Raw genomic sequence first — 25,174 nt, 5'->3', positions numbered from 1 at the left:
TGCAATGTAGTATTAAAATGGATTCTTACAAATGTGCTTCTAATGCCATTGCAAGCTGAGCTGGACAAGATGTATCCTTAAACCCACATTTAACATCTCGTAATTTCTCAACGACTTCTTTAACTGGAACGCCTTCCACCATTCGGCTAAGTCCGATGGCATTTCCAGGGCAACCACCCACAAATTCAACACTTTTTAAAATACCATTTTCTACTTCAAAGATAATTTCACTTGAGCACACACCAGATGTTCTAATCTTAAACATGACTTCCTCCGCTTTATAATATCCTATACGGTTCTATTATAATCGAAACAGCCTTTATAAAAAAGATTTTTATAAAACTACTTTTCGGTACGTATTTTTCCCTTCATTTTTTGAGATATACAAAGCGTTATCTGCATAGTTGATGAAACTATTTAATGAAATGTCCTTACAATCGCCATTTTCAACGAAAATCGCGCCTATGGACGCTGTAATAATCAATGTAGGACTCATCGTATAGAAATTAGCCGATTTTTCGATGATTTCATATAAAAGTCTTTCCACGACATCTAAATCTATTCCAACAAATAAAATGCTAAACTCATCTCCACCATAGCGATAAATATGCCCCAAATCTCCAATAATCGCCTTGAGTAAATTTGCAAAAGTAGCCAAACATTCATCGCCTTTTTGATGCCCAAACTGATCATTTAAATTTTTAAAATTATCGAGATCGATCATGGCAAATACCATATGTGATTTCATTTCAATGGCTTGTTCATAGAGTTGTGGCAAATACTCATTAAGTGCTTGACGGTTGTAGATATTCGTCAAACTATCAATATACGATAGACGATTCAACCTTTCAACTGCATCGCTGAGTTCTGCCTTTTGGCGATAGTTTTCAATGGCGATGGCCATGTGAGCAGCAATCATTTCAATCAACTCATAATCAAATGTCGAATAGGCATCTGCGTCCATTGCTTGTAAATTAATGAGTCCAATATTTCTACTTTCAATGAGCAAAGGCCAAATCACAAGTGACTTTGACGCATTTCCGATCTGTATATAATCATCAACTGAGTTTTTTACATAATTATATTCGGAATTGATTGCATTTAAATCCTCAGAATTTTTAATAATCAAAGGTTTTTTATTTTCATAAACCCATACACTTAACGACTTATCTTGATCGTATCCTACACTCTTAGGGCCTAGCGATACGCCATTTTCATATCTCGACACATAATCGATCTTATGCTCTGCATCATTATACAAAGCAATTCCAAACGTATCTATTTTGAAAAGTGCGTTGAGGGCATCATATAAAATGCGAATCAGTGATACCATATCATCTGATATATTGATCTGCCTTAAAATATAATTTACCGTTTTGAGTTTAAGCACGGAATCCGATAGCATCTGATTTTCTACGCGGACCTGTAAAACTTTTTCTTGAATCTTCATGACATTGTGATTTTGTTTTTCCCGTACTTTCTTATTGTCTTCTTCAATTTCAAAATATCGATTCATCGCTTGAGTTGCTTCATCCCACATACGGAGCGCAACATAACATTTTGAGAGCAATCGATAGTAATCACTGACTTCTTTATGCCACTGATGAATTTCTGCTTTTTTCAGCGCATCCATTATATGTGGAATTGCCAGCTCATATTTATTTCTCTTAAGCAGAAATTGAATATAATCCAGCGAAATTTGTCTAAAATAATAGAGGCTCTGCTCTTCTGTTTGAAGTGCCAAAGCGCGTTCATAAAACAACTGCGCATCATAATAATTTTGAGTCAGTTCAAAATACTTCGCTTTATAATAATGAATCATGTTCACAATCACAAGATACTTGGATTTAACCGCATACTCTTCACAAAGTAAAATCGCCTCATAAGCTTTTTCAAACTGATTGAGCTCAAGTAAAGTTTGTGATAAAGAGCCATAATAAACCGCGCGATCCTCATCGTTATCTTCGGGGAGATGTGCCTTTGCTTTTTCGAGTACTTCCATCGCTTCTGCAGGCTGATGAATACTCAAATAAGCATCTGCTATATTGAGATAAAGCGACGACAATAAGCTCTCTTTTTTATGCGTTTCAAAAATCATCGCTAGTGCCGAATTGAAATTTTCAATGGCTTCATTATAATCACGTGTCACGAGTAATAAGGTCCCGATATTGTTGAGCAGTACGGGTTTTTCATACTTAGTTTTCTCTGAATCCGTATAAGACATCGCAATGAGAAAATGCTCCATGGCTTCATTGGTATTGCCTTGATCCGATTGAATGATTCCAAGTAAGTTATGTGATTTATATAAACCATAGGTATCTTTATGTTTTATAGACAAAAAAAGGAGGTGTTCTGCTAAACAACTCGCTTCTTCGTAGTCGCTGAACAATACCGCCTCACATTTTTCAACTAAATCTCGTATCGTCTCTTTAGATGAGTTCATAATGGCCTCCCAATGAATTCTCATCTTTATTATACCCACGAAACTTAATTAATGACACTGTTTTTTGAAAATCATACTAAAATTATAAATTTATTTTATTTTCTAATAAATACCCAGTCCCGATAAACAGTAGAACTACTGAAATAGCGCCCATCAATAGACCGTTATTTAATGCAATGCTTACTGCATCTATCGTTGAGTTTTCATTGAAAATCGTCTTCATTTCCGATTCAAATGGTAATATTTTTAAAATCACCTGTTGAATCTTTACGATACCATAGTTAATCACAAGAAAAATACCAAAAGTAATGAGTCCTTTAAATCTTTGATTTGAGAATAGACTTTTGAAAAGTGCAAATGACAAATACACGATAAGAGCAAATTGCATGAGTCCAAACATGATGGTCATTAACATTTTAATCACAACCCAAGTTTCTTTCATTGTAAACTGATCTACGATAAAATTTATGCTACCAATATCCATAATTTTTATATTAACGAGCAACACAACAAAGTAAATTCCAAAAATCATAATACCTTCAAGAAGCGCAAATAAAAGTTTTGAGCTAAGCAATTTATAACCACTATTCGGCGTCATAAAAAGCATGTATCCTTCTTGCTTAAACAAGTCTTCTCTAAAAAGAAAAATAATATCGATGAGATACAATAATGAAAATGATACTAGTAAGATACCCGAATAGATTCCAAAGATATCATCGCCAATAAAGTCTCTTACATTTCCGCCTAGTTCAAAATATTTAAACAATGCAAACGCTTCTGCAATTACCAATAATACCAATGAAATGAGATACATTGTTTTCTTTCTTGAAAATTCAAATTTAATGAGTTTCAACATTGCCGTATACCTCCCTGTAGATTTCTTCTAATGATTTCCCCTTTTGAATACGAAGCGCTTCCGTTTCCCCTTGAAGCACCACTTCGCCATTACCGATAAAGATTACTTCATCGAGTATTTGCTCTATTTCGTTAACGAGATGTGTTGAAATTAACATTACGCCTTCTTGCTGATATTGTTCAATAATACAGTCCTTAATCTTATTTCTCGAAATAGGATCCAGTCCATTTAAAGGTTCATCTAACATGTAAATTTTTGCTTTTCTTGAGATCACAAGTGTGATTTTGAGACGCTCTCTTTGTCCTGTTGAAAGACTCGATACTTTTTGTTTTGGATCCAGTTCCATAAAATGCATCAAACGAACGGCTTTTTCATAATCAAAATCGGCATACATATCACGATAAAACTCGATCGCTTGGCTAACTTTCATCCAACCATACACAAAATTTTCAGTTGGCATATATGCCACAAAAGATCTGGTTTTATGCGACGGTTTCTCACCACAAACGAGTATTTCTCCAGCACTCTCTTTATGTAAATCGGCAATGATCTTCATCAATGTCGTTTTACCGCTCCCATTAGGTCCAAGAATGCCGTAAATTTTGCCTTCTTCAAACTTTAAATTGATATTTCTTAATGCTTTTTTGCTCATATAATTCTTGTGCAAGTTCACACAACTAATTAATGTACTCATTGTTTTCCCTCCTCAATCATTCGTAATCTCTCAATTATATCAGCAATGGTGAACTCTAATTTATCCATTTGACTGACAAACCTTCCGATATGGAACTGAGCTAAGTCTTCTCTCATTTTCTTCACAGTATCATCTGATTCTGTGACGAAAGTTCCCGTTCCACGCTTTGTAAAACACACTTGTTCCATCTCAAGTTCTCGATACACTCTTTGGATCGTGTTCGGATTCACTTGTAACTCCATTGCAAGTTCTCTCGTCGATGGCAACTGATCTCCTTTTTTAATTTTGCCAGTTGCGATATCTGCTTTTATCATGTCCATGATTTGCAGGTAAATTGGTAAATCGTTTATAAACTCCATAAGTCACCTCACTCTAATACGATTGCGTTACTGTACTATATACACAGTACACCACTACACAAATACAGTCAATACTTTTTTTCATTTTTATTTTATTCATTTTTATCTTATTCATTTTGATCATTTTCAATCATCTCAACTAGCCTCAACATCGTCGCTGAATCAGGTGGCTGATAATTTATATGATACTGTTCATTCTCACAAGTCCATTTTTCTTCCCCCAGTGTATGGTACTGGAGTAGTTCAACCTTCTCTCGACTCTTAGCATACGTCTGATTAAGCAACGAGCGAATTTGCCTGTCTGTATCATTGATATCTTTTAAAATCACCTGCCGAATCCAATACGGAATTGTATGTTCTTTCAAGTACAAGAGGCACTCTTGCTGTTTCGCACCACTTACATCGGAGTCATCGATAAAAAATGATTTTACATCCAGTATCACAAGATCTACAGACTGAAACAGTTTCATTTCAGTTTCGGCAAATGGATATCCAGAAGTTTCAATCGCGACGTGAATGAATGCTTCTTGGAGCATTTGACATAAAGTCGTCAATTCCTGTGATTGCAATAAAGGTTCACCTCCTGAAAATGTCACACCACCACATTCACCAAAATAGACTTTATAGCGCATGATTTGATGATAGAGTGTCTCGATAGAAACTTCAAATCCGCCTTCAAGATCCCAAGTGTCTGCATTATGACAATACCCACAGCGCATGTGACATCCTTGAAGAAATATCACCATTCTAACGCCTGGACCATCTAAAGTACTAAAACTTTCAATTTTATGGATGCGAAGATTTTTTCCCATTTATAGTACCTCATGATAGGTTCTCTGAAGAATTTCCTCTTGTTGTTCTCTGCTAAGCCGATGAAAATTCACGGCATAACCAGAAACTCTAATGGTCAAATTCGGATATTTTTCAGGGCAGTCCATCGCATCGCGCAGGCACTCTCGACTGATTACATTCACATTGAGATGATGGCCACTTTGCTTGAAATAGCCGTTTAACAGATGTTTTAAGGCATCAATTTGATTCTCTTCAACTTTTCCAAGCATCTGAGGCACCACTGAAAATGTATTTGATATCCCGTCTTTACAATGACTATACGGTATTTTCGCAACTGAATTGAGGGCAGCTAAAGCGCCATTTTCTTCACGGTGATGCATGGGATTCGCGCCAGGCGCAAAGGGTTCACCTGCATTTCGACCATCTGGTGTTGCCCCAGTTTTCTTTCCATATACGACATTGGATGTAATGGTTAATACCGAAAGTGTATGTTCCGCTTGCCTGTACGTGTCGTGTTTTTTCAACTTTTCACTAAATTTCGCCACGATTTCCACTGCGAGTTGGTCCACTCGATCATCGTCATTTCCATATTTAGGATAGTCCCCTGAAATCTGAAAAGCGGTGGTGATTCCATGTTCGTTGCGAATCGGAGTGACAGATGCATATTTAATCGCAGAAAGGGAATCCGCGATAACACTTAATCCGGCAATTCCAAAGGCCATATAACGGTGTACATGCGTATCATGAAGAGCCATTTGAGTTTTTTCGTATGCGTATTTATCGTGCATAAAATGAATCACATTCATGGTATGAACATATTGCTCACAAATCCAATCCAGCACGGTGTCAAATTTTAACATCACTTCATCGTAATTGAGTCGCGCGCCAAACTGAAGTATCTGATTTTGATGTTGAGTTTGCCTATCTAGAGCATTGTACAACACATTATTCGGAACGATACGATCACCGGTTAATTCATCATGCCCCTCATTTAATGCAAGTAGAAGTGTTTTTGCAAGATTGCATCGCGCGCCAAAAAACTGCATTTCTTTTCCGAGTTTCATGGCTGAAACACAACAAGCAATGGCATAGTCATCGCCATAGATCGGTCTCATCACATCATCGTTTTCATACTGGATGGAATCTGTTAATATGGATAATTTAGAGCAGTATCGCTTAAAAGACTCTGGTAACTTATCTGACCATAAAACCGTCATATTGGGTTCAGGAGATGAGCCCAAATGGATTAATGTATTTAGAAAGCGATAGCTCGTTTTAGTTGTAAGCGTTCTTCCGTCGTCACTCATACCGCCAATGCTTTCTGTAATCCACATGGGGTCACCAGCAAAGAGTTGATTATATTCTGGGGTTCTCAGTTGTCTTGCAAGTCGTAATTTGATGACGAAATCATCTATCAATTCTTGCGCAAGCGTTTCGTCGAGGGTGCCTTCCATGAGGTCTCTTTCAATATAGATGTCTATAAACGTACTGACTCTTCCAAGTGACATAGCCGCACCATTTTGTTCTTTGATTGCACCTAAATACCCATAGTAAAGCCACTGAATTGCTTCTCGTGCAGATGTTGCAGGTTTTGAAATGTCATCCCCATAACTTTTTGCCATGACTTTTAGTTGATTTAAGAAATCCATTTGTCTAGAGACTTCTTCAATCAGTTGAATGGTCTCGGCTGTCATCGTTTGACTAAACAGATGCTCTTGATCTTGTTTCTTTTGATGCATAAGAAAATCGATCCCATAAAGCGCCACACGACGATAGTCACCTATAATTCGTCCTCTGCCATAGGCATCGGGTAATCCTGTTAAAATGCCTGCAGATCGAAGCTTTTTCATATCCTCTGAGTAAGCTCGAAAGACCCCTTCATTGTGAGTGGTTTTATACTGAAAATGATTTTCAACTGTATCTGATAACTGATATCCATAGGCTTCGCACGCTTGTCTTGCCATCCTAATTCCACCAAAAGGATTGACACCTCTTTTTAGTGGCTGATCGGTTTGAAGCCCCTTGATGATTTCAAGGGATGCATCCACATAACCAGGTTCATATGAAAGCAATGACGAAACACGTTCGGTATCAATATCATGTACACCTCCACGCTCATATTCTTCTTGCAATAAGGTATCTACTTGTTTCATCAATTGCTGTGTTCGCTTAGTTGCTTCGCACAAAAAGGCATCGTCTCCAATATATGGCTTCCAATTGTCCATAATAAATCTGCGCACGTCTACATGTTCTTGCCACTGAGTGCCATTAAAACCTCTCCATGGATTTACAGATTTCAGATTTGATCTCAGATCTAATTGCTTCTCTGATTGATATTTTGATTGATTCTCTAGTTGATTCTCTGTGTGCTTTTTGGGTTGTTCTTTCATCGTAAATTTCATTTTTGCTCCTCCTGATCGTCCTAGTCGGTCGGGCAAAAAATATAAAAGCCGACACGTCCTAGGCAAAATTGATTGCCCAGGCGGTCGGCTGAATGTCTGATTCTCAATCCCTCGTGGTAATCTCCACTTTTCCGCCAGTTTTGAGTCGACTTTTATTAAGTTACAAACATCATATCACAAATACACCTCTATTCAAAGAGAAGAAAACGATCTCCCGCAAAAATGATGGATGCTTTATGGTATACGCTTGATGGTACACGATTGATGATTAAATCCCTATTACTTATTTAATAATTTATTTGCACGATTTACAACATTTTCAACGGTAAATCCAAATGCTTCAAACAATCTTTCTGCTGGTGCAGATAAACCAAAATCGTCATGTCCAATTACGTCACATGCATATTTATGCCATCCGAATGTTGAACCTGCTTCAATTGCTAATCTTGGAACATTGCCAAGCACTTCTGCTTTATATGCATCTGACTGACCATTGAATAATTCTTGACATGGCATCGAAACAACACGTGCATCTACACCTTGTGCTTTTAAAGCAGTTTGAGCTTCAATTGCCAATGAAACTTCTGAACCAGTTGCAATTAATACCACATCAGCTTTTGCAGATTCTTTTGAAACAACATAAGCGCCTTTTAAAGCTTCTTTTGAAGATCCTGCAAGCTCTGGTAAGTTTTGACGAGACAACACGAGCGCTGTAGGCGTTTTAGTAGATGTCATGGCAGTATACCAAGCTGCACTTACTTCTCTTGCATCTGCAGGACGAATCACGTTTAAATTTGGAATAGCACGTAACATCGCCAATTGATCAATTGGTTGATGTGTTGGACCATCTTCGCCTACACCAATACTATCGTGCGTTAAAATATACGTCACAGGTAAATTCATAAGAGCAGCTAAACGCATCGCCGGTTTCATATAATCAGAGAATACAAAGAAAGTTGCTCCGTATGCTTTTAATCCGCCATGTGCCTGAAGACCATTTAAGATTGCGCCCATTGCATGCTCACGAATACCAAAATGAACATTTGAGCCCGTTGGTTCTTCACTTGAAAAATAAGCTCTCTTTTTCATATCAGAGTTATTCGAAGGTGCTAAATCTGCCGAACCGCCAAATAAGTTTGGAATTTGCTCAGCAATATTATTTAACACTTTTCCAGATGAACTTCTTGAAGCTGTTGTTTCTGAGTAATTCCAGAATTCATCTGATTCTAAATAGTTCATTGGTGCATTTCCAGAGAACCAAGCAGTATATTCAGCAGCAAGTTCTGGGAATGCTTTTGCATACGCTTCAAAGTTTGCTTTCCACTCAGTTTCAGCTGATGCCAATCCAGATACAACAGTATTCATATGTGCTTTTACATCTGAAGTGACTTCAAACTGTGCACGATCTTGAAGTCCTAAGAATTCTGCCATTTCAGCGATGCCATCTTGTCCAAGTGGTGAACCATGAACTTTGTGTGATCCTTGTTTAGAAGGACATCCATATCCGATGATTGTTTTAACGACGATTAAAGACGGCTTTTCAGTTTCTGCTTTTGCAGATTGGATAGCTGCTTGAATTGCAGCGACATCATTTCCATCTTCTACAGTAAGAACTTGCCAGTGCATCGCTTCAAATCTCGCCTGAACATCTTCAGTGAATGCTATTGAAGTGTCGCCTTCGATTGTAATCTTATTTGAGTCATAAAGTAAAACGAGTTTTCCAAGTTTTAAAGTACCTGCCAATGAAGCTGCTTCGTATGAAATACCTTCCATCAAACAGCCATCGCCAGAAACTGCATACGTATAGTGATCCACAACTGGGAATCCAGGACGATTAAATTTAGCTGCCAAGTGTTTTTCTGCCATAGCAAAACCAACGGCATTTGCAATCCCTTGTCCTAATGGACCAGTTGAAATTTCAACACCTTTTGTGTGACCATACTCTGGATGACCTGGTGTTCTGCTGTCAAATTGTCTAAAGTTTTTAATCTCATCCATTGATAATCCATATTCAAACAAATGTAACAACGAATAGATAAGCATCGAACCATGTCCTGCTGATAATACAAATCGATCTCTGTTATCCCACTCAGGATTGTGTGGATTGTGTTTCATTTCTTTTGCCCAAAGCGTATAAGCCATAGGTGCAGCACCTAAAGGTAAACCCGGGTGACCTGAATTTGCTTTCTGAATTGCTTCAGCAGATAACAATCTGATCGTATTAATTGCTCTTTGTTCCATCTTATAACCAACCTTTCTTATTTTGAGGCAAATTGCCTTTATAGCAAAGTATACTATTTCATTATAGCGATTACTGGTTTGAATAACAACATTTTGATGCAATATTTGTAAGTTTGCACAAAAAAATAGGCACCATTAATAATCTCAAGCATTACTAAGGTCCCTATTTATTTCGTCGTCTCTTTTCTACTAACTAGCCTTGAAAATTCACTGTTTTTGCAGGAATAATCGTCGAAATTGCATGCTTATAAATCATTTGTTGTTTGCCTTCACTATCCAAGACGATTGTATAACTATCAAAACCTCTTACCAAACCTCTAATCTGATAGCCACTCACTAAAAAAATAGTAATAGGTGTTTGATCTTTTCTACATTGATTCAAAAATACGTCTTGAAGATTCATCGTAGTTTTCATGTGTCCCCCTCCTAACTCTCTATTTTTATTGAAATTTCTTATAAGATTGACAGAATTTCATCTAGTGCCATTTGTGTCGTTTTTTCTTGAAGATCGAGCCAATACATATCTGGATAGCGTTTGAACCAAGTCAATTGTCGCTTTGCATAATGACGGCTTCCCTTTTGGATCTCGTCTACCATGGTTTCATATGTGACTTTTCCATCTAAATACTCGAGAACTTCCTTGTAACCTATACCCTGCATTGACTGATAACTATCATCTAAACCAGATTTTTTTAATTTTTTTACTTCTTCTAGCAAACCATTATTGAGCATAATTTCCACGCGTTTATTAATTCTATCATAGAGGATATCGCGTGGTCTTGTCAAACCAATTAAAATGACCTCGTACTCCGAATTTTTTTTCGGATCTACTGAAAAATCCTCAGCTGACTTGCCAGTTATTTGATTGATCTCCAAAGCGCGAATGACACGTCTTACATTGTTCGGATGAATTCTTTGTGCCGCTTTTGGATCGATTTCTTGGAGTTTTTCATACACTGAAAGATTGCCCTTTTCACTTGCAAGTCTTTCCATTTCACTTCGAAATACCTCGTCCACTTGCGAAGTACCAAAATTCATATCATAAATTAAACTATTGATATACAACCCTGTTCCACCTGAAATAATGGGAATTTTGTCTTTACCATGAAGTTCGTGAATTTTTTCTTTCGCCATTTTTTCAAAATCACTCACAGAAAATGCATCTTTAGGATCGACAAAATCCAGTAAGTGATGGGGAATTCCCTGCATTTCATCAACAGTAGGTTTTGCAGATCCGATATTTAGCTGTTGATAAATTTGCACTGAATCCGCAGATATAATTTCTGTGTGGAGTACTTTTGCGAGTTCAATGGACAAATCTGTTTTTCCCACTGCCGTTGGTCCGGCAATTACGATAATTTTATTCATAACCATCATCTACTTCTTTCATCATATATTTTGTCAAATTGGTTTGATTGACTCAATCATCACTTGATTTATTTCAATTTTTGATTGTATTTCAATTTTTTATTGTATTTCAGTTGTTGATGCTCAAAATCAACCGTCACTAGAGGATGCGTTTAAACTTCTTTTCGATTTCACTTAATGAAAAACGAATGATAATCGGACGACCATGGGGACAAGTATAAGGAGATTTTAAACGTTTCAACTGATCTACAAGTGATAATTGCTCCCGAAAATCCATCGCATCATGTGCTTTAATAGCTGCTTTACATGCTTTTTCAGCAATTTGATGATGGAGTTTTTCTTCAATGAGATGATGTGATTCTTCCATAACAGATGTCACCAACTCCTTAGCAGCTGACAAACTCAGCATACTTGGAATTTCTCGAACCACCACACTTCTCTCGCCAAAGAGCTCCACCTGAAAACCAAGTTCTTGAAACAACAATTCAAACTCTTGAAACTGTTCAACTTCTTTACTCTCAAGTTCAATCACTTCTGGAATTAACAAAAGTTGAGACTGAATCGCATGTTGTTGATAGGCTTCCATAAAAGCCTCATAAAGGACTTTTTCATGTGCAGCATGTTGGTCAACCAAATACAGTTCTTGATTTTTCTCATAAATTAGATAGGTTTTATTAAATGCACCAATGAACTGAAGATCGTCATATATCGTCCCTTCCATCGGTGTTAAAGTTTCTTTTGCGAACTCAGTAAGCGGTGTAAAATCTATACTTGAAAAATCCATTTTTGGCGTTTCAGGCCTATACAAATGTGTATTATTTTCTAGGCGCTTAGGACGTTGTTCATTGGAATCTGTAGATTCTTCGCGATGACGATGATCATCATCGTTACTAGTTTCTGTATGATGACTATGTTCATCCCGTACCACAGGTCTATCAGACGCGGATTGCTCTTTGGAGTTCATTTGAGGCGTTTTTACAAAAGTTTCCTTAACGACCGTTTCAGCGACTGGTACTTCGCGTTCTAAATAGGCTGCTTTTTCGTCAGACTTCACCACTGTATTCACTGAGAAAACTTCTTTCTCGGTAAAAGTAACCTGTGGAACTTGATCATATAAGTTAAATGCCTTTTTTAAAGCGCTATACACGAACTGCTTCACAAGACCATCATCGTGAAACTTCACCTCTGTTTTAGCAGGATGGATATTCACATCAATTTCATTTGGTGGAATCTCAAGAAATAAAATACAGACAGGATAGCGATTATTCATCATGTAAGGGCGGTACGCCATTTGAATGGCTTCTTTAATTAAATCACTTTTTACATATCTTCCGTTGATAAAGACGAGCTGATATGCACGCGTTCCTTTTGTGTAGTCAAATTTTGAAATAAATCCACTAATGCGAATATTGGCTTGTGCATCGCTGATTTCATAAAGTCCTTTGAGCATACTACTTTCAAAAACTGAAAATATAGCATTTTTTAAACTACCCTTGCCTTGCGTATGAAAAATAGATTTTCCATCATTTAGATATTTAATGGAGACTTCTGGATGTGATAAAGCCAAATACCCCATTAACTCAGAGATGGAGCGTCCTTCTGTCTGATCGGATTTTAAGAATTTCAGACGCGCTGGTGTATTAAAAAACAGATCCTTTACGATAATCGTTGTGCCGACTACCGTGCCAATGTCGGTGATTTTTTGAATCTTACCGCCTGCAGCGATGACTTTCTTCCCATTCTTTTCAGTTTCCCGCATGGTAATCAACTCGACATTTGAAACGGCACAAATACTGGCAAGTGCCTCTCCTCTAAATCCTAGAGAGTGTGTATTATAAAGGTCTTCAATACTTCTAATTTTACTTGTGGCATGACGTTCAAACACAAGTGGAATATCTTCATAATGAATCCCCGATCCATTATCTGAAACGCGAATCATCTGCTTGCCACCCTTGTCAATTTCCACCGTAATCTCAGTTGCACCTGCATCAATTGCATTTTCAACTAACTCTTTAACCACCATGGCAGGACGTTCAACGACTTCACCTGCAGCAATTTTGCTGGCTGTTCGCTCATCTAGTTTTAGAATTCTTTGTGTCATCATCTAGACCCCTTATTTTTCCATTCGTTGAACTGATTGACAATAGTAAACAGAGCGTTCATGCTCTCAATTGGCGTCATTTGTTCGACTTCAATTTTATCTAAATAGGCATATAAACCTTCCGATATATTATACTCGGATTTCATATGCTGATAGCCTTCCTCAGCATTGCCAAGAGTGTTTCGAGCATCTACGCGAGAATCATCAGGACTTTGAAGTGACTGTAAATTTTGAATGTTGTTGTTAATATCATTGATTTCAAGTCTCGACAAAATGACTTTTGCACGGTCGATGACCGCTTGCGGCACGCCAGCGAGTTTGGCTACTTGAATACCAAAACTCTGATTCGCACCACCGCGTTCAATTTTACGCAAGAACACAATATCATCTTTCGTCTCTTTTACGGATATTCTAAAGTTGCATACCCCGTCAATCTTACCTTCGAGTTCAGTTAATTCGTGATAATGTGTCGCAAATAGCGTTTTCGGGTGAATTCCAGATGTCTGACTTAGGTATTCAACGACGCTCCACGCGATGCTCAGTCCATCATACGTACTGGTTCCTCTTCCAATTTCATCAAGAATAATCAGCGATTTAGGGGTTGCGTTGTTTAGAATATTCGCGAGTTCGTTCATCTCAACCATAAACGTACTTTGTCCCTGTGACAAATCATCCGAGGCACCCACCCGAGTAAAGATTCGATCGACAATGCCTACTTCAGCCTTTTCTGCAGGAACAAAACACCCGATTTGAGCAATCAGTGTGATGAGCGCGACTTGTCTTAAATAGGTAGATTTACCCGCCATATTCGGCCCAGTAATAATGTAGAATTTATGCGATTTTTGATCCAGCAAAGTATCATTTGGCACAAATGGTGTTTCATTAAAAATTCTCTCAATTACTGGATGACGTCCATTTTTTATGGACACACTCTCTTTATTTGTAATCTTAGGTTTTGTATACCCATAGCGATAACTACAATCTGCAAACGATAAAAGTGCATCTAAAGACGATATCGCCACTGCAGTCGATTGAATTCTGGCTACGTGAACCATTATTTTTTGCTTGAGCTCATTATACAGTTCTTGCTCCAGTCGAATACTCTTCTCCTCAGCACCAAGAATCGTTTCCTCTAAAGTTTTCAGTTCAGGAGTGATAAAACGCTCTGCATTTGCAAGGGTTTGCTTCCTGATGTAATACTCGGGTGCGCTTTTTGCACTTCCTTTAGAAATTTCAATATAATACCCAAAGACTTTATTGAACCCTACTTTTAGCGTTTTAATTCCCGTGGATTCTCTTTCACGCTGTTCGACGTCTAGAATCCACGTTTTACCATTTGAAATGGCATCTCTATACTGACTTAAATCCGGATGACATTCTGTCTTTATCACGCCACCGTCTTTAATCGAAATCGGTGGCTCTTCAATGATGGTTTCATCAATGAGCTGATAAATATCTTTCAGTTCGTCTATATCTGCATCAAGCGTTTGAAATGCCCCTTCATCCAGGCCTTGAATACACGCTTTAATTTCTGGTAAGACAAATAACGACTGCTTAAGTGCTATCAAATCTCTAGGATGAATACTTCCATACACGAGTTTAGATGTCAGTCGTTCCAAATCATAGATCTGTCTCAAATGAGTTCTTAAGTCACTTCTTAAAAGCAGATCGTCCACTAAAACTTCCACTGTATTAAGTCTTTTTTGAATTTCCTCAATATCCAGCAATGGCTCTTCAATCCATGCTTTTATACGACGGGCTCCCATCGCTGTGCATGTTTTGTCTAAGACCCATAGAAGACTCCCTTTTTTATCTTTTGTTCTCATGGTTTCCACAAGTTCTAGGTTTCGTCTTGTAAATTTATCGAGTACCATGTATTTAGAATGATGATAAATTTCCACAGTAGAAAAGTGATTTAAAGGAACTTTTGCCGTCTCTTCAACATATGCGATTAACGCGCCAGTTGCGATCAACATATGTGTAGATTCTGAAAATCCAAGACTTTCAACAGAAAATACATTTAACACGCGTTCGATGATTTTTTTTGCTGCATGTTCTTGAAAGGCATGCTCTAAAAATGGTGTGATGACAATCCCCATTTCCTCGAAAGCTTTAATCATATTTGGTTTAAGTTCCGTTTTATCTGAGATGATCAATTCGCTTGGCTCAATTTTAAGAATCTCATCCATGACATGCTCATCAGATTCTAGCCTTGTCGTCTTAAGCACACCTGTCGTTATATCACAATAGGCAATCGCATAAGTTGAACCGTCTAAGATAAGAGACGCAATATAATTGTAATTGCCTTCATCAAGCATCTCAGGATCTGTAATCGTTCCTGGTGTAATGATTCGAACAACTTCTCTTTTTACAAGACCTTTGGCAAGTGCAGGATCTTCCGTCTGCTCACAAATGGCGATTTTGATGCCCTTATCCACAAGCTTTTTAATATAGCCTTCTACAGCATGATACGGTACACCACAAAGGGGCGCCTTTTCTTCAAGACCACAATTTCGTGCGGTCAAAGTGATTTCTAATTCCCTTGATGCAGTTATGGCATCGTCAAAAAACATCTCATAAAAATCGCCTAAACGATAAAACAAAATGTAATCCATATAATTTTCTTTAATTTCAAAATACTGCTTCATCATCGGCGTTAATTTGGATTGATCTATTGCCATCATGTTGTTCACATTCCTTATGTTTGGATTTAATTCTATCAAATGCTGCGAATCTTATCGAATGATCTGAGTCACTTCACCATGTAGCGAAAATCGCTTCGTCTGAGTAATCGTTACATTGACGAGTTTTCCGATAAGACTTTCGTCCCCTTCAAACGTCACGGTCAAGTTGTTGCGAGTACGTCCCATCATCACTTGATTTGAACCTTTTGAAACGTCTTCAACCAACACTTCATATACCTTACCTAAGTGCTGAGTCAATTTTTGTTCGATTCCAGGATTAAGTACTTCAAGAAGTCGCGTCATGCGTTCGTGTTTTACCTCTTCATCCACTTGTTCTTCATATTTTGCAGCAGGTGTTCCTGTTCGGATGGAATACAGATACGTAAATGCACTATCATATTGAACTGTTTTAAGAATATCAAGCGTCTCCATAAAATCACTTTCGGTTTCTCCTGGAAAACCTAAGATAATATCTGTTGAAAGTCCCACTTCAGGCATCAACTTTTTAGCATATTCAATCGTCTCAAGATATTGCTCTCTCGTATATTTTCGGTTCATGCGCTTTAAAATCGCATTACTTCCCGATTGAATTGGCAGATGTAGATACTCACAAATCTTTTCCCCTTCTGCCATGACTTCTAATAGTTTTGGAGAAATATCTTTAGGGTGTGATGTCATAAAACGAATACGTTCTAATCCCTCAATTTCATTCACCATTTTCATGAGCTCGGCAAATTCAACTTGTTGTTCAAGATTTTTACCGTAGGAGTTGACATTTTGTCCTAACAACATGACTTCTTTCGTGCCATTTTGGACGAGCATTTTGATTTCATCGATAATATCCTTCGGTTCACGACTTCTTTCTCGCCCACGCGTATACGGTACGATGCAGTAGGAGCAAAAATTGTCACAACCAAATGTAATGTTGACATAGGCTTTTATCGTCTTCTTGCGCATGCTCGCAAGTCCTTCAATGACTTCGCCTTCAGAATCCCACACCTGAATAATCTGTTGATTAGAAGTGAGCGCTTCGTTTAATAATACGGGGAAGTTATGAAGATTATGCGTCCCAAATACTAAATCGACATAGCGATATTTTTTCTTGATTTCTTCAACAACGGTCGGTTGCTGCATCATACAGCCACATACAGCCAATATCAAATCAGGTTTTGTTTCCTTCACTTTTTTGACATGTCCTAAGTTGCCGTATACTTTGAATTCTGCATTTTCTCTTACACAACACGTATTAAAGATAACGAGGTCTGCGTCCGCTATTTTTTTTGTGAATTCATATCCCATATCGACGATCATGGAACTTAATTTTTCAGAGTCATGTTCATTCATCTGACAACCATAAGTCAGCACAATCGCCTTCTTGCGGTGTCCCGTTTCCATAAATGTTTGATCCGTAATGGTTTTAATGCTTCTAATCATTTCATCATTTCTATTTAAAATCGTATCGACTGATTCTGCATGATTTGCATCTAAATGTAATACTTCTCTTTTTGACATGTTTTCCTCCTTGTGCTTATCCCATCTATTATATCAGATTCTGTTTGACTTTTTAAGTGAGGACTGATGAAAAAAAAAAGCACAACTCGGTTGAATCGAATTGTGCTTTTATTTATTCATATTAATCTCTATTTTTGTCCACTAGTTCTGTTTTTTAGTTCTTCTTTTTAGTTTTGTTCGCAGAATTGATGGAGTCTTCTTAAGCCTTCTTCAATATTGGCCATGCTCGTTGCATACGACAATCGAATATAATCATCTACGCCAAATGCAATGCCCGGAATTACAGCGATATTCGCAGCGTCGATGAGAACTGCTGCCAAATCCAATGATCCTTCAATTGTCACGCCATTAATTGTTTTACCTTTGAAATAAGATATATCTACCATCACGTAAAATGCACCTTTTGGTTCAACACAACTAATATGAGGCATTTGTTGAATGGTTTTTACCATATAATCTTTTCTTTCTTCAAATGCAACGCGCATCTCTTCAATTGGAGATTGATCTCCCATTAAAGCTTCGATTCCGGCATATTGTGCGATGGTATTTGGATTAGATGTCGCATGCGATTGAATATTGCTCATAATTTTTGCGATTTCAAGCGAACTTGCTGTATAGCCAATTCTCCATCCTGTCATTGCATAGGCTTTACTTAATCCATTGACAACAATCGTACGGTCGTAGATTTCCTTAGAAAGACTCGCAATGCTAACGTGTTTTTCTCCATAAATAAGTTTTTCATAGATTTCATCTGAAATAATATAGAGGTCATGTTTAACGGCAAACTCACCTATTTGTCTGAGCTCTTGTTCTGTATAAACTGCGCCAGTTGGATTATTTGGGCTGTTGATTAATATCGCCTTTGTATTTGAAGTGACAGCAGCTTCAAGTTGCTCAAGTGTCACTTTAAAAGAATTACTTGCTTCTGCGAGTACAAGGATTGGTTCAGCATCTGCCATTTTTGTGAGCTCATAGTAACTTACCCAATATGGAGAAGGAATGATCACTTCATCGCCAGGATTACAAATCGCTTGTAATGCATTGAATAAACTATGCTTTGCACCAGATGATACGACGATTTGTTTAGGTTGATACTCTAAATGATTGTCGTGTTTCAATTTTTCACAGATTGCCGTTTTAAGTTCAATAAGTCCTGATGCTGCTGTGTAGCCATTACCGCCTTTTTCGATTCTTGCAACTGCGCAATCTCTAATATATTTAGGTGTATTGAAATCGGGCTCTCCTGCCCCAAAACTAACGATATTCACGCCACTTTCTTTTAGTTGTTTCGCTTTAGCAGTAATCGCTAAAGTCATTGATTCTTCAATACCTAAGTTTTTTCTCGATAATGGTTTCATGTGATCCTCCAATAATCATTTTCTTCATTGCTAATAGTATAGCAAGAAAGCTGAAAAAAATGTAGAAATTAAATCAATACTTTTCCAAATTTTACTTATCAAAATAAAGTATATACTCAATTCAGTTAAAATCATTAACTTTTGTGTATACACCTTCTTCATATACATTTTGTATATACACCTTCTTCATATACATAATGATGAAGCTGAGTATTCTTTGAAACCGAATATCGACTGATCTCTGAAATTGGCATTTGATCGAAAATCAACTGAAACATCATCAATGTCACGCCATGTGTCACTATGAGAACGTTATAGTCGTCTACCATTTCTTGATGCATATAATCTTCTACTAAATCTTTTAAAAATGCCTTTACGCGATTTTCAATGTCATAGTATGTTTCTGCATCTTGCAACTCAAAACTCTCTGGTTGATTATAAAAAGCTTCCACCTGTTCTGGGTAGAGTGCTTCTACTTGTTCATGTTTCAGCCCTTGCCACGGACCCAATCCGATTTCTCTGATTCGTTCGTCCAAAACAACATCATGAGTGTCGCCTTCAAGTGCGTAAGTCATCGTTTGAACAGCGCGATCGCTTGGTGAAACGTACTTTCGATGTAAGTTAATCTTTTTCAGTATTGGGGCGAGCTCCTTAGCGCTTTGTACCCCTTGTTCTGTCAAAGGCGAATTGAGCCAGCCTTGAAATCTTCTTTCAACATTCCATTCAGTTTGACCATGTCTGACGATATATAGATTGAGCATTTTTCCTCCGAAAAGAAAGGGATTCTCTAATGGCACATCCTACGATGCGATTAGCAATCCCCTTATCTTAATCATTCATTTATGTGTGCATATAACCATTGCAATTAGAGGTCTATTTCACCTATCGTATTCTTTAGAAAGTATCCGTAATATACCACTTTCGACTATCTGAAAGATCTAAGTCAACATATTTAAACTTTGATCTTTGCTCTTTCGGAATGAATATTCGAACAATAGGACTTTCAGGATATAGCCTATTTTGTTCAAGTACAATTCCTCTGTGGCCAGAGTTTAAGATCACACCAGTTCCCGTTGGATACAAATTGATGTGCTTGGCAAATGTCTCCATGATTTCACGATCGAAATGTCGATTTCCTAAGTGCGTGATTTCCCTGAAAACCTTGTCAGGTTTTGATTTACGCTGATACACGCGGTCATTTGACATCGCATCATAGACGTCAGCTACAGCGACAATTCGTGCAAATAGTGGAATTTGAGTTCCCAGTAAATTGCCATTATATCCAGATCCATCATATTTTTCATGATGATGCAAGGCGATGAGAGCTGCCTCTTCAGAAATATTTGTCTGCTTTAAAATATCATAACCATACTCCGTATGCTTTTTAACTTCTGTAAATTCTTCACTTGTTAACTTGGCAGGCTTCTTTAAAATATCTTCAGAAATCATAATTTTACCAATATCATGAAGCATCGCACCTGTCCCTAACGTTAACAAAGACTCTCTATTGATGCCTAAATCGAGTCCAATAATCAACGCTAACACGCCCACATTCACTGAATGCTGGTAGGTGTAATCATCAACAGACCTCAGCTGAGAAAGCGCAAAAACAAAATCTTTTTTCTCCAAGATTTGCTCAATCATCTCTTCCACTAATTGCGAAATCTTCTGAATATCAGAATTACTCACCGTCTTAAACTTTTCGATGGTTTTCTTAATCTGACTTTGCGCATGTGTTCGAGTTTTGTCATGAATGACATCTTGGATATTTAAAGATTGTCGAATTTGGTTGACAGATTCGGGTGATAAACTGCCGTCATCTTCTATAAATATTTCTTGTACGCCAGCATCGACAAACCTAGAAATGTAATGTTCCCGAAAGACACTACCTTTCTTAATTAGTAGTATCCCATCAGAATCATAGACATCACGGGCAATAATCGAGCCTGGAATAATTCCCCCAATGAATAGTTTCTGCATCTTCTCACCATATAGTATATTTTGACCATTTGTATATATTTTCGGCACTATATATGCTATACTTTATTCCAATTTCAGTAAAAATGCAACTTTTTTTATATAATTATTAATTTTTTTGCACTTTTTATGCAGACTATGACATTTTTTTCAAAACGCCCATCAAACCACGTGCCAAACTCGAGCCAAGGGATCTTGCAATTGATGACATAAATGATTTTCCAACTTTCTCAAGTGGACTATCAGCTGGTCGCCCTTTTTTCTTAGGAGGCTGAACAATCACGTCTTTTGACTGACTATGTTGACTCGTCATTTTAGTTTTTTCCGGTTCAAATATCAACGCTTTCTGACTAAGCAATTCAAATGCGGATTCGCGATCAAGTGCCGTTTGATATTTCTGTGTAAGTCCATCGTGATTCAATACTTGAATATCCTCTACATGTCCAAACTGACTTTTCGGACATAAAATATCCACTTTTTCACTGATGCCTGGCGTCCCTTCAGCATCTAAAAAAGAAACCACGGCTTCACCTACCCCTAGCGACAAAATCACTTGTTCAAGATCAAGTTTAGGGTTTAACCGAAATCCTTGAACCGCTAGTTTGAGTGATTTAATCTCTTTCGCTGTATAAGCGCGAAGTGCATGTTGTATGCGATTGCCTAGTTGACTAAGTACAGAATCTGGTAAATCATTTGGGGTTTGCGTAATGAAGTATATGCCAATACCCTTTGATCGAATGAGTCTCACGACTTGTTCAATTTGGTCCAATAGAACAGCGGGAATTTTGTCGAAAATCAGATGTGCTTCATCAAAGAAAAAGACCATTTTAGGTTGATCACAATCTCCAACTTCTTCGAACTGCTCATAAAGTTCTGACAGCAGCCAAAGTAAAAAAGTCGAATAGAGTTTTGGACTTGAATAGAGTTTTGTGGCACTCAGTAAATTGATGACACCTTTTGATCCTTCCACCATACAAAAATCTTTTACATCTAAAGCTCTTTCTCCGAAAATAAGGTCTGCTCTTTGTTGTTCAAACGTAGTCACTTGTCTGAGGATTGCCCCAAGGGAATTTTTATTCATTCCGGCATATTCCGATGGCAAATCACTTAAGTTTTCATAAATGGTCTCAAGTACAGCTCGAAAATCCTTAAAATCTAGTAGCAGTAGACCCTGATCATCTGCAAATTTAAACACGGTGTGCATGATGCCCGTCTGTGTTTCATTCAAATCTAAAAGTCTTGAGATGAGCAAAGGCCCCATATCCGAGATTGTCGTTCTAATAGGCAATCCATTTTCACCAAACAAATCCCAATAATGCACAGGAAATGATTGAAAATCCGGCAGTGTCTCTCTCATTTTTTCCATACGTTGAGCGAGCTTCTCACTTTCAGCACCATTTCGTTCAAATCCATTTAAATCGCCCTTGATATCGACTAGAAAAGTCGGAACACCTTGCTCGCTTAATTGTTCTACCCACAATTTCAAAGTAACAGTTTTACCTGTACCTGTAGCACCGGTAATGATTCCATGGCGATTCATCATATTCAGCATCGGTCCATGGTAATTTCCTTGACTGTCTTTTCCAAGTTTAAGTTGCATATAGCTCCCCCTTTGTGTTTTGATTCATTCGAGTGAATCTTTCTAAATTTAAATTAAAAATTTGCATAATTCTTATTTGTGAGAATCGAGTTCTAATTTATTAGAATCGAGTTCTGATTTATTAGAATCTCAATTTTTGAAATGGCGTGATTGAGCCATTTTAATTTTATCAACACTTGATTTTCACACCGAAAAGGTAATTATGCAATTTCCACAACGATCTATTTTTATGACCTATTATGGATTATCCTCATGGATTTGGCTGAATATACTTCCCAGTTTTATCCCCTAAAATAAGGCGAATAAATTCCTGAACAACGGCATCATTCGAAGCCGTTGCGATTTTATTTCCCAGTACACATAATTTACCGTACTTATTTTGAATCAATTGATTGCCCTGAAAATCTGGCCATTCACTTGCATCCATAGACAAATGAATGAGTGCGCTTTTTGCTAAGTATAATGTATTATCTATTATTTGAACGCCATTATTTATGTTAGGTTTATCCCAAAATGTAATGGCATTACCTAGATAATTTTCATCACCCCAAGTAAAATCATAATGCGGGTCGCAACTCCAACCATAACCGCTATACAAAATCAAGTTTCGTGCAACGAGAACATCTCCAAAACCGGCAGGTTTTTGACGATTCTCGTCATGACTTACAATTAAAACTCCTGACATACAGCGCTCGATAATATTGTCTTGGATCACTTGATGACTTACATAATATGGGAAATCTACTCGCAACTCACTGATAATTCCCCCATCAAAGCAGTCATGAACATAACAATTTTGAGCGGTGTTATAACTCCCCTCAATACCAATTCCCTCACCAGACACTGGGATATACCCACTTAAGTTGATTTCATGTGTCCCGCCACCAATCCAAGCCACTTCACAATTTTGAATAAGCACATGCGAAGCTTCATGTGTCGCAATCCCTCTACTTACACCATATCTTACGCTTAAGTTATCAATTACACAGTCATTTGCAGCTTTAATAATCCCAGCATATCCTGCTTCTTTTTTAGGCGCCGTTTGAAATTCAATCGATTGAAAAATCGTTCCCGGATTTCCAGCATCGCAGCGGAGATAAAGCGGTCCTGTTGAATCTTCATTATATACATAGATTGGTAAGGTTCTATTTTGAACATCAAAAGTTGAATAAAATTGTAAATCGTACTTTAACCCATCAACAGGGTTAAAGAGTTGACTGTGATTATCTGTATATGTGTACATTTTTCCATTCCAATATGAAAACACTCTATTTGCATGCGACTTACCGTCATTAAACACGATGCCACCACAATCATAAATATCTTTGTGATATTTCCAGATTTTTTTGCCAGTTGGATCTTCAAACCACAATGTCCATTTTTGTGCATCTGCACCATTTTCCTGCGATCCATAAAATCTCGGTTTATCACCAACACCAAAGGATGAATAGGTCACGCCTTCTTCACATTGCAGCTCTTCTCTCCAAATATCACCACATTTGAAGAAGACGGCATCTCCTTTTTGTAAATGATTGGACAACCGCGAAATGTTAGCCCACGCTTGTTCAGGTGATTTTCCGTCATTATTGTCATTTCCATCATTTGAAATATAATATGCCGTTCCAGTATAAGTTTTGCCTGGAATCATTTGATCGCTTTTTTGTATGTCTGAAGAATACGTCATGATGCGACTTAACTGCGCCTTATACTCATTCATAAAAAGCGCATCCCAAGTAGACGGAATTCTTTCGACTGGTACAAATTTAGTCGTACTTTCATATAACCGAGCTGCAGCACAGATGGCAGCTTCTCTTGTAAACGGCTTATTGATATTCATCGTATAATTTTTTTCATCGTAATCAAATAATATTTTTCCACTAACATTTGAGTATTGACCCATACAGAAGAAATACGCATTTGTGACCAAATTTCCATTGAAAAGTTTCGTATTTTGATCCCATTTTGGAATAAGTGGATACTTCCAAGAGAATTGATTCCATGCCTTTTCACCACAAAGCTGATGTAGATACTGCCAGTTTCCATTTGTAAACTCTTCTTCACTCGTTCCAAATCCTAATGCAAGCGCTGCTACATATGTTAAGAGCATCCCATCATCTCGCTTCATGAGTGTATTGGATTTCTGAGCCAAAGAAACCTTCTGATTCCAATTATTCAATGCAGATGGCTGATATTTTTGAATCATCTGCTTTAATAAATTAGAGTATTGAGCGTAAGTGATGGTTGAAGTCAAGTTATTCTGTAACTCTTTCGGCACAAAACCATATGAAATTGCACTTTTGACTTCAGATGGCAATGCGATAACTGTAAGTTTTAAATTGACAATTTTTGAATACCCTATCACACTTCCTTTATATGTAAATGTACCGACTTTTTTTGTACTTACGCTTGCTGGATTCCATTTAACAGCTACTTTTTGTGTCGTTTTATCCGTCATAACGGCATCTACTTTTGCTGGTAATTGATACGATTGATCCACATAAACAGTCACAACTAAATCCTTGATTGAAGCGATTTTACTGGTACTCCCATACGCCAATGGTTGTAAAAAGGAGCAACATAATAATAAAACGATCAAAATACCTATTCGCCTATTCATACTTATACGACCTCCCTATAATGCCTAAATGCTTACTTTTCTATATTTTTTACACTTTTCAAGTCACACTATTTAATAATAGACGAATCATACGGGTAAAATGCAACCTGAAATGGTCTGAATCAGATAAAAAAGAGATAGTCTATTCATAAATAGCCTATCTCAACTTA

The 25,174-nt window shown here is 37.5% G+C and carries 18 protein-coding genes and 1 riboswitch; all 18 genes read right to left on the bottom strand.

What is annotated here, in order from left to right; all coding sequences use genetic code 11:
• Positions 1-25: 25 nt before the first annotated feature.
• The 18 genes from ACZ41W_RS02090 to ACZ41W_RS02005 all read right to left on the bottom strand — a co-directional run bounded on the left by ACZ41W_RS02090 (position 26) and on the right by ACZ41W_RS02005 (position 25,004).
• Entirely contained in the window at positions 26-265 is a 240-nt protein-coding gene (locus ACZ41W_RS02090; protein ID WP_464313224.1) for a TIGR03905 family TSCPD domain-containing protein, read from the bottom strand.
• A 69-nt stretch (positions 266-334) separates the two neighbouring features.
• Positions 335-2,443 carry a sensor domain-containing diguanylate cyclase gene (locus ACZ41W_RS02085; RefSeq protein ID WP_464313223.1) on the bottom strand — a complete coding sequence of 703 codons (2,109 nt, stop codon included), beginning with the start codon at positions 2,441-2,443 and terminating at the stop codon, positions 335-337.
• Positions 2,444-2,525: 82 nt separating this feature from the next.
• The gene (locus tag ACZ41W_RS02080; protein WP_464313222.1) at positions 2,526-3,299 is read right to left on the bottom strand and encodes a hypothetical protein; all 774 of its coding nucleotides are present in this window, start codon (positions 3,297-3,299) and stop codon (positions 2,526-2,528) included.
• On the bottom strand, positions 3,283-3,993 hold the full coding sequence (locus ACZ41W_RS02075) for an ABC transporter ATP-binding protein (protein WP_464313221.1): 711 nt from the start codon (positions 3,991-3,993) through the stop codon (positions 3,283-3,285). The genes ACZ41W_RS02080 and ACZ41W_RS02075 overlap by 17 nt, the downstream gene beginning before the upstream one ends.
• Positions 3,990-4,352, bottom strand: a complete 363-nt coding sequence (locus ACZ41W_RS02070; RefSeq protein ID WP_464313220.1) for a GntR family transcriptional regulator — start codon at positions 4,350-4,352, stop codon at positions 3,990-3,992. Before ACZ41W_RS02070 ends, ACZ41W_RS02075 begins: the two co-directional genes overlap by 4 nt.
• A 107-nt stretch (positions 4,353-4,459) precedes the next feature.
• Positions 4,460-5,164 carry a 4Fe-4S cluster-binding domain-containing protein gene (locus tag ACZ41W_RS02065; RefSeq protein WP_464313219.1) on the bottom strand — a complete coding sequence of 235 codons (705 nt, stop codon included), beginning with the start codon at positions 5,162-5,164 and terminating at the stop codon, positions 4,460-4,462.
• Positions 5,165-7,546, bottom strand: a complete 2,382-nt coding sequence (pflB, locus tag ACZ41W_RS02060; RefSeq protein WP_464313218.1) for a formate C-acetyltransferase — start codon at positions 7,544-7,546, stop codon at positions 5,165-5,167.
• Positions 7,547-7,613: 67 nt separating this feature from the next.
• A riboswitch (ZMP/ZTP riboswitch) is annotated at positions 7,614-7,698 on the bottom strand.
• A 127-nt stretch (positions 7,699-7,825) separates the two neighbouring features.
• Complete coding sequence (tkt, locus tag ACZ41W_RS02055; RefSeq protein WP_464313217.1) at positions 7,826-9,787, bottom strand: transketolase; 1,962 nt, start codon at positions 9,785-9,787, stop codon at positions 7,826-7,828.
• A 193-nt stretch (positions 9,788-9,980) separates the two neighbouring features.
• Complete coding sequence (gene hfq, locus ACZ41W_RS02050) at positions 9,981-10,202, bottom strand: RNA chaperone Hfq (RefSeq protein WP_464313216.1); 222 nt, start codon at positions 10,200-10,202, stop codon at positions 9,981-9,983.
• A gap of 38 nt (positions 10,203-10,240) precedes the next feature.
• Complete coding sequence (gene miaA, locus ACZ41W_RS02045) at positions 10,241-11,161, bottom strand: tRNA (adenosine(37)-N6)-dimethylallyltransferase MiaA (RefSeq protein ID WP_464313215.1); 921 nt, start codon at positions 11,159-11,161, stop codon at positions 10,241-10,243.
• Between the two features lie 133 nt (positions 11,162-11,294).
• On the bottom strand, positions 11,295-13,259 hold the full coding sequence (gene mutL, locus ACZ41W_RS02040; protein WP_464313214.1) for a DNA mismatch repair endonuclease MutL: 1,965 nt from the start codon (positions 13,257-13,259) through the stop codon (positions 11,295-11,297).
• Positions 13,256-15,937, bottom strand: coding sequence for a DNA mismatch repair protein MutS (gene mutS / locus ACZ41W_RS02035; RefSeq protein ID WP_464314259.1), 2,682 nt, complete (start codon positions 15,935-15,937; stop codon positions 13,256-13,258). The genes mutL and mutS overlap by 4 nt, the downstream gene beginning before the upstream one ends.
• Before the next feature lie 54 nt (positions 15,938-15,991).
• Positions 15,992-17,335 carry a tRNA (N6-isopentenyl adenosine(37)-C2)-methylthiotransferase MiaB gene (miaB, locus tag ACZ41W_RS02030; protein ID WP_464314258.1) on the bottom strand — a complete coding sequence of 448 codons (1,344 nt, stop codon included), beginning with the start codon at positions 17,333-17,335 and terminating at the stop codon, positions 15,992-15,994.
• 284 nt (positions 17,336-17,619) lie between these two features.
• Positions 17,620-18,810: a pyridoxal phosphate-dependent aminotransferase gene (locus tag ACZ41W_RS02025; protein ID WP_464313213.1), complete on the bottom strand. Its 1,191-nt coding sequence runs from the start codon at positions 18,808-18,810 to the stop codon at positions 17,620-17,622.
• 158 nt (positions 18,811-18,968) lie between these two features.
• Positions 18,969-19,571: a histidine phosphatase family protein gene (locus tag ACZ41W_RS02020; protein WP_464313212.1), complete on the bottom strand. Its 603-nt coding sequence runs from the start codon at positions 19,569-19,571 to the stop codon at positions 18,969-18,971.
• Positions 19,572-19,704: 133 nt separating this feature from the next.
• On the bottom strand, positions 19,705-20,790 hold the full coding sequence (locus ACZ41W_RS02015; RefSeq protein ID WP_464313211.1) for an HD-GYP domain-containing protein: 1,086 nt from the start codon (positions 20,788-20,790) through the stop codon (positions 19,705-19,707).
• A gap of 133 nt (positions 20,791-20,923) precedes the next feature.
• Positions 20,924-22,387 (bottom strand): helicase HerA-like domain-containing protein, encoded by a 1,464-nt coding sequence (locus tag ACZ41W_RS02010; RefSeq protein WP_464313210.1) that lies wholly within the window; start codon positions 22,385-22,387, stop codon positions 20,924-20,926.
• Between the two features lie 250 nt (positions 22,388-22,637).
• Positions 22,638-25,004, bottom strand: a complete 2,367-nt coding sequence (locus ACZ41W_RS02005) for an Ig-like domain-containing protein (RefSeq protein ID WP_464313209.1) — start codon at positions 25,002-25,004, stop codon at positions 22,638-22,640.
• Positions 25,005-25,174: the final 170 nt, after the last annotated feature.

Source organism: Fusibacter fontis, from assembly GCF_055378735.1.
Note: the sequence above shows the minus strand (reverse complement) of the source record. Positions and strands in the feature narration are given on the sequence as shown.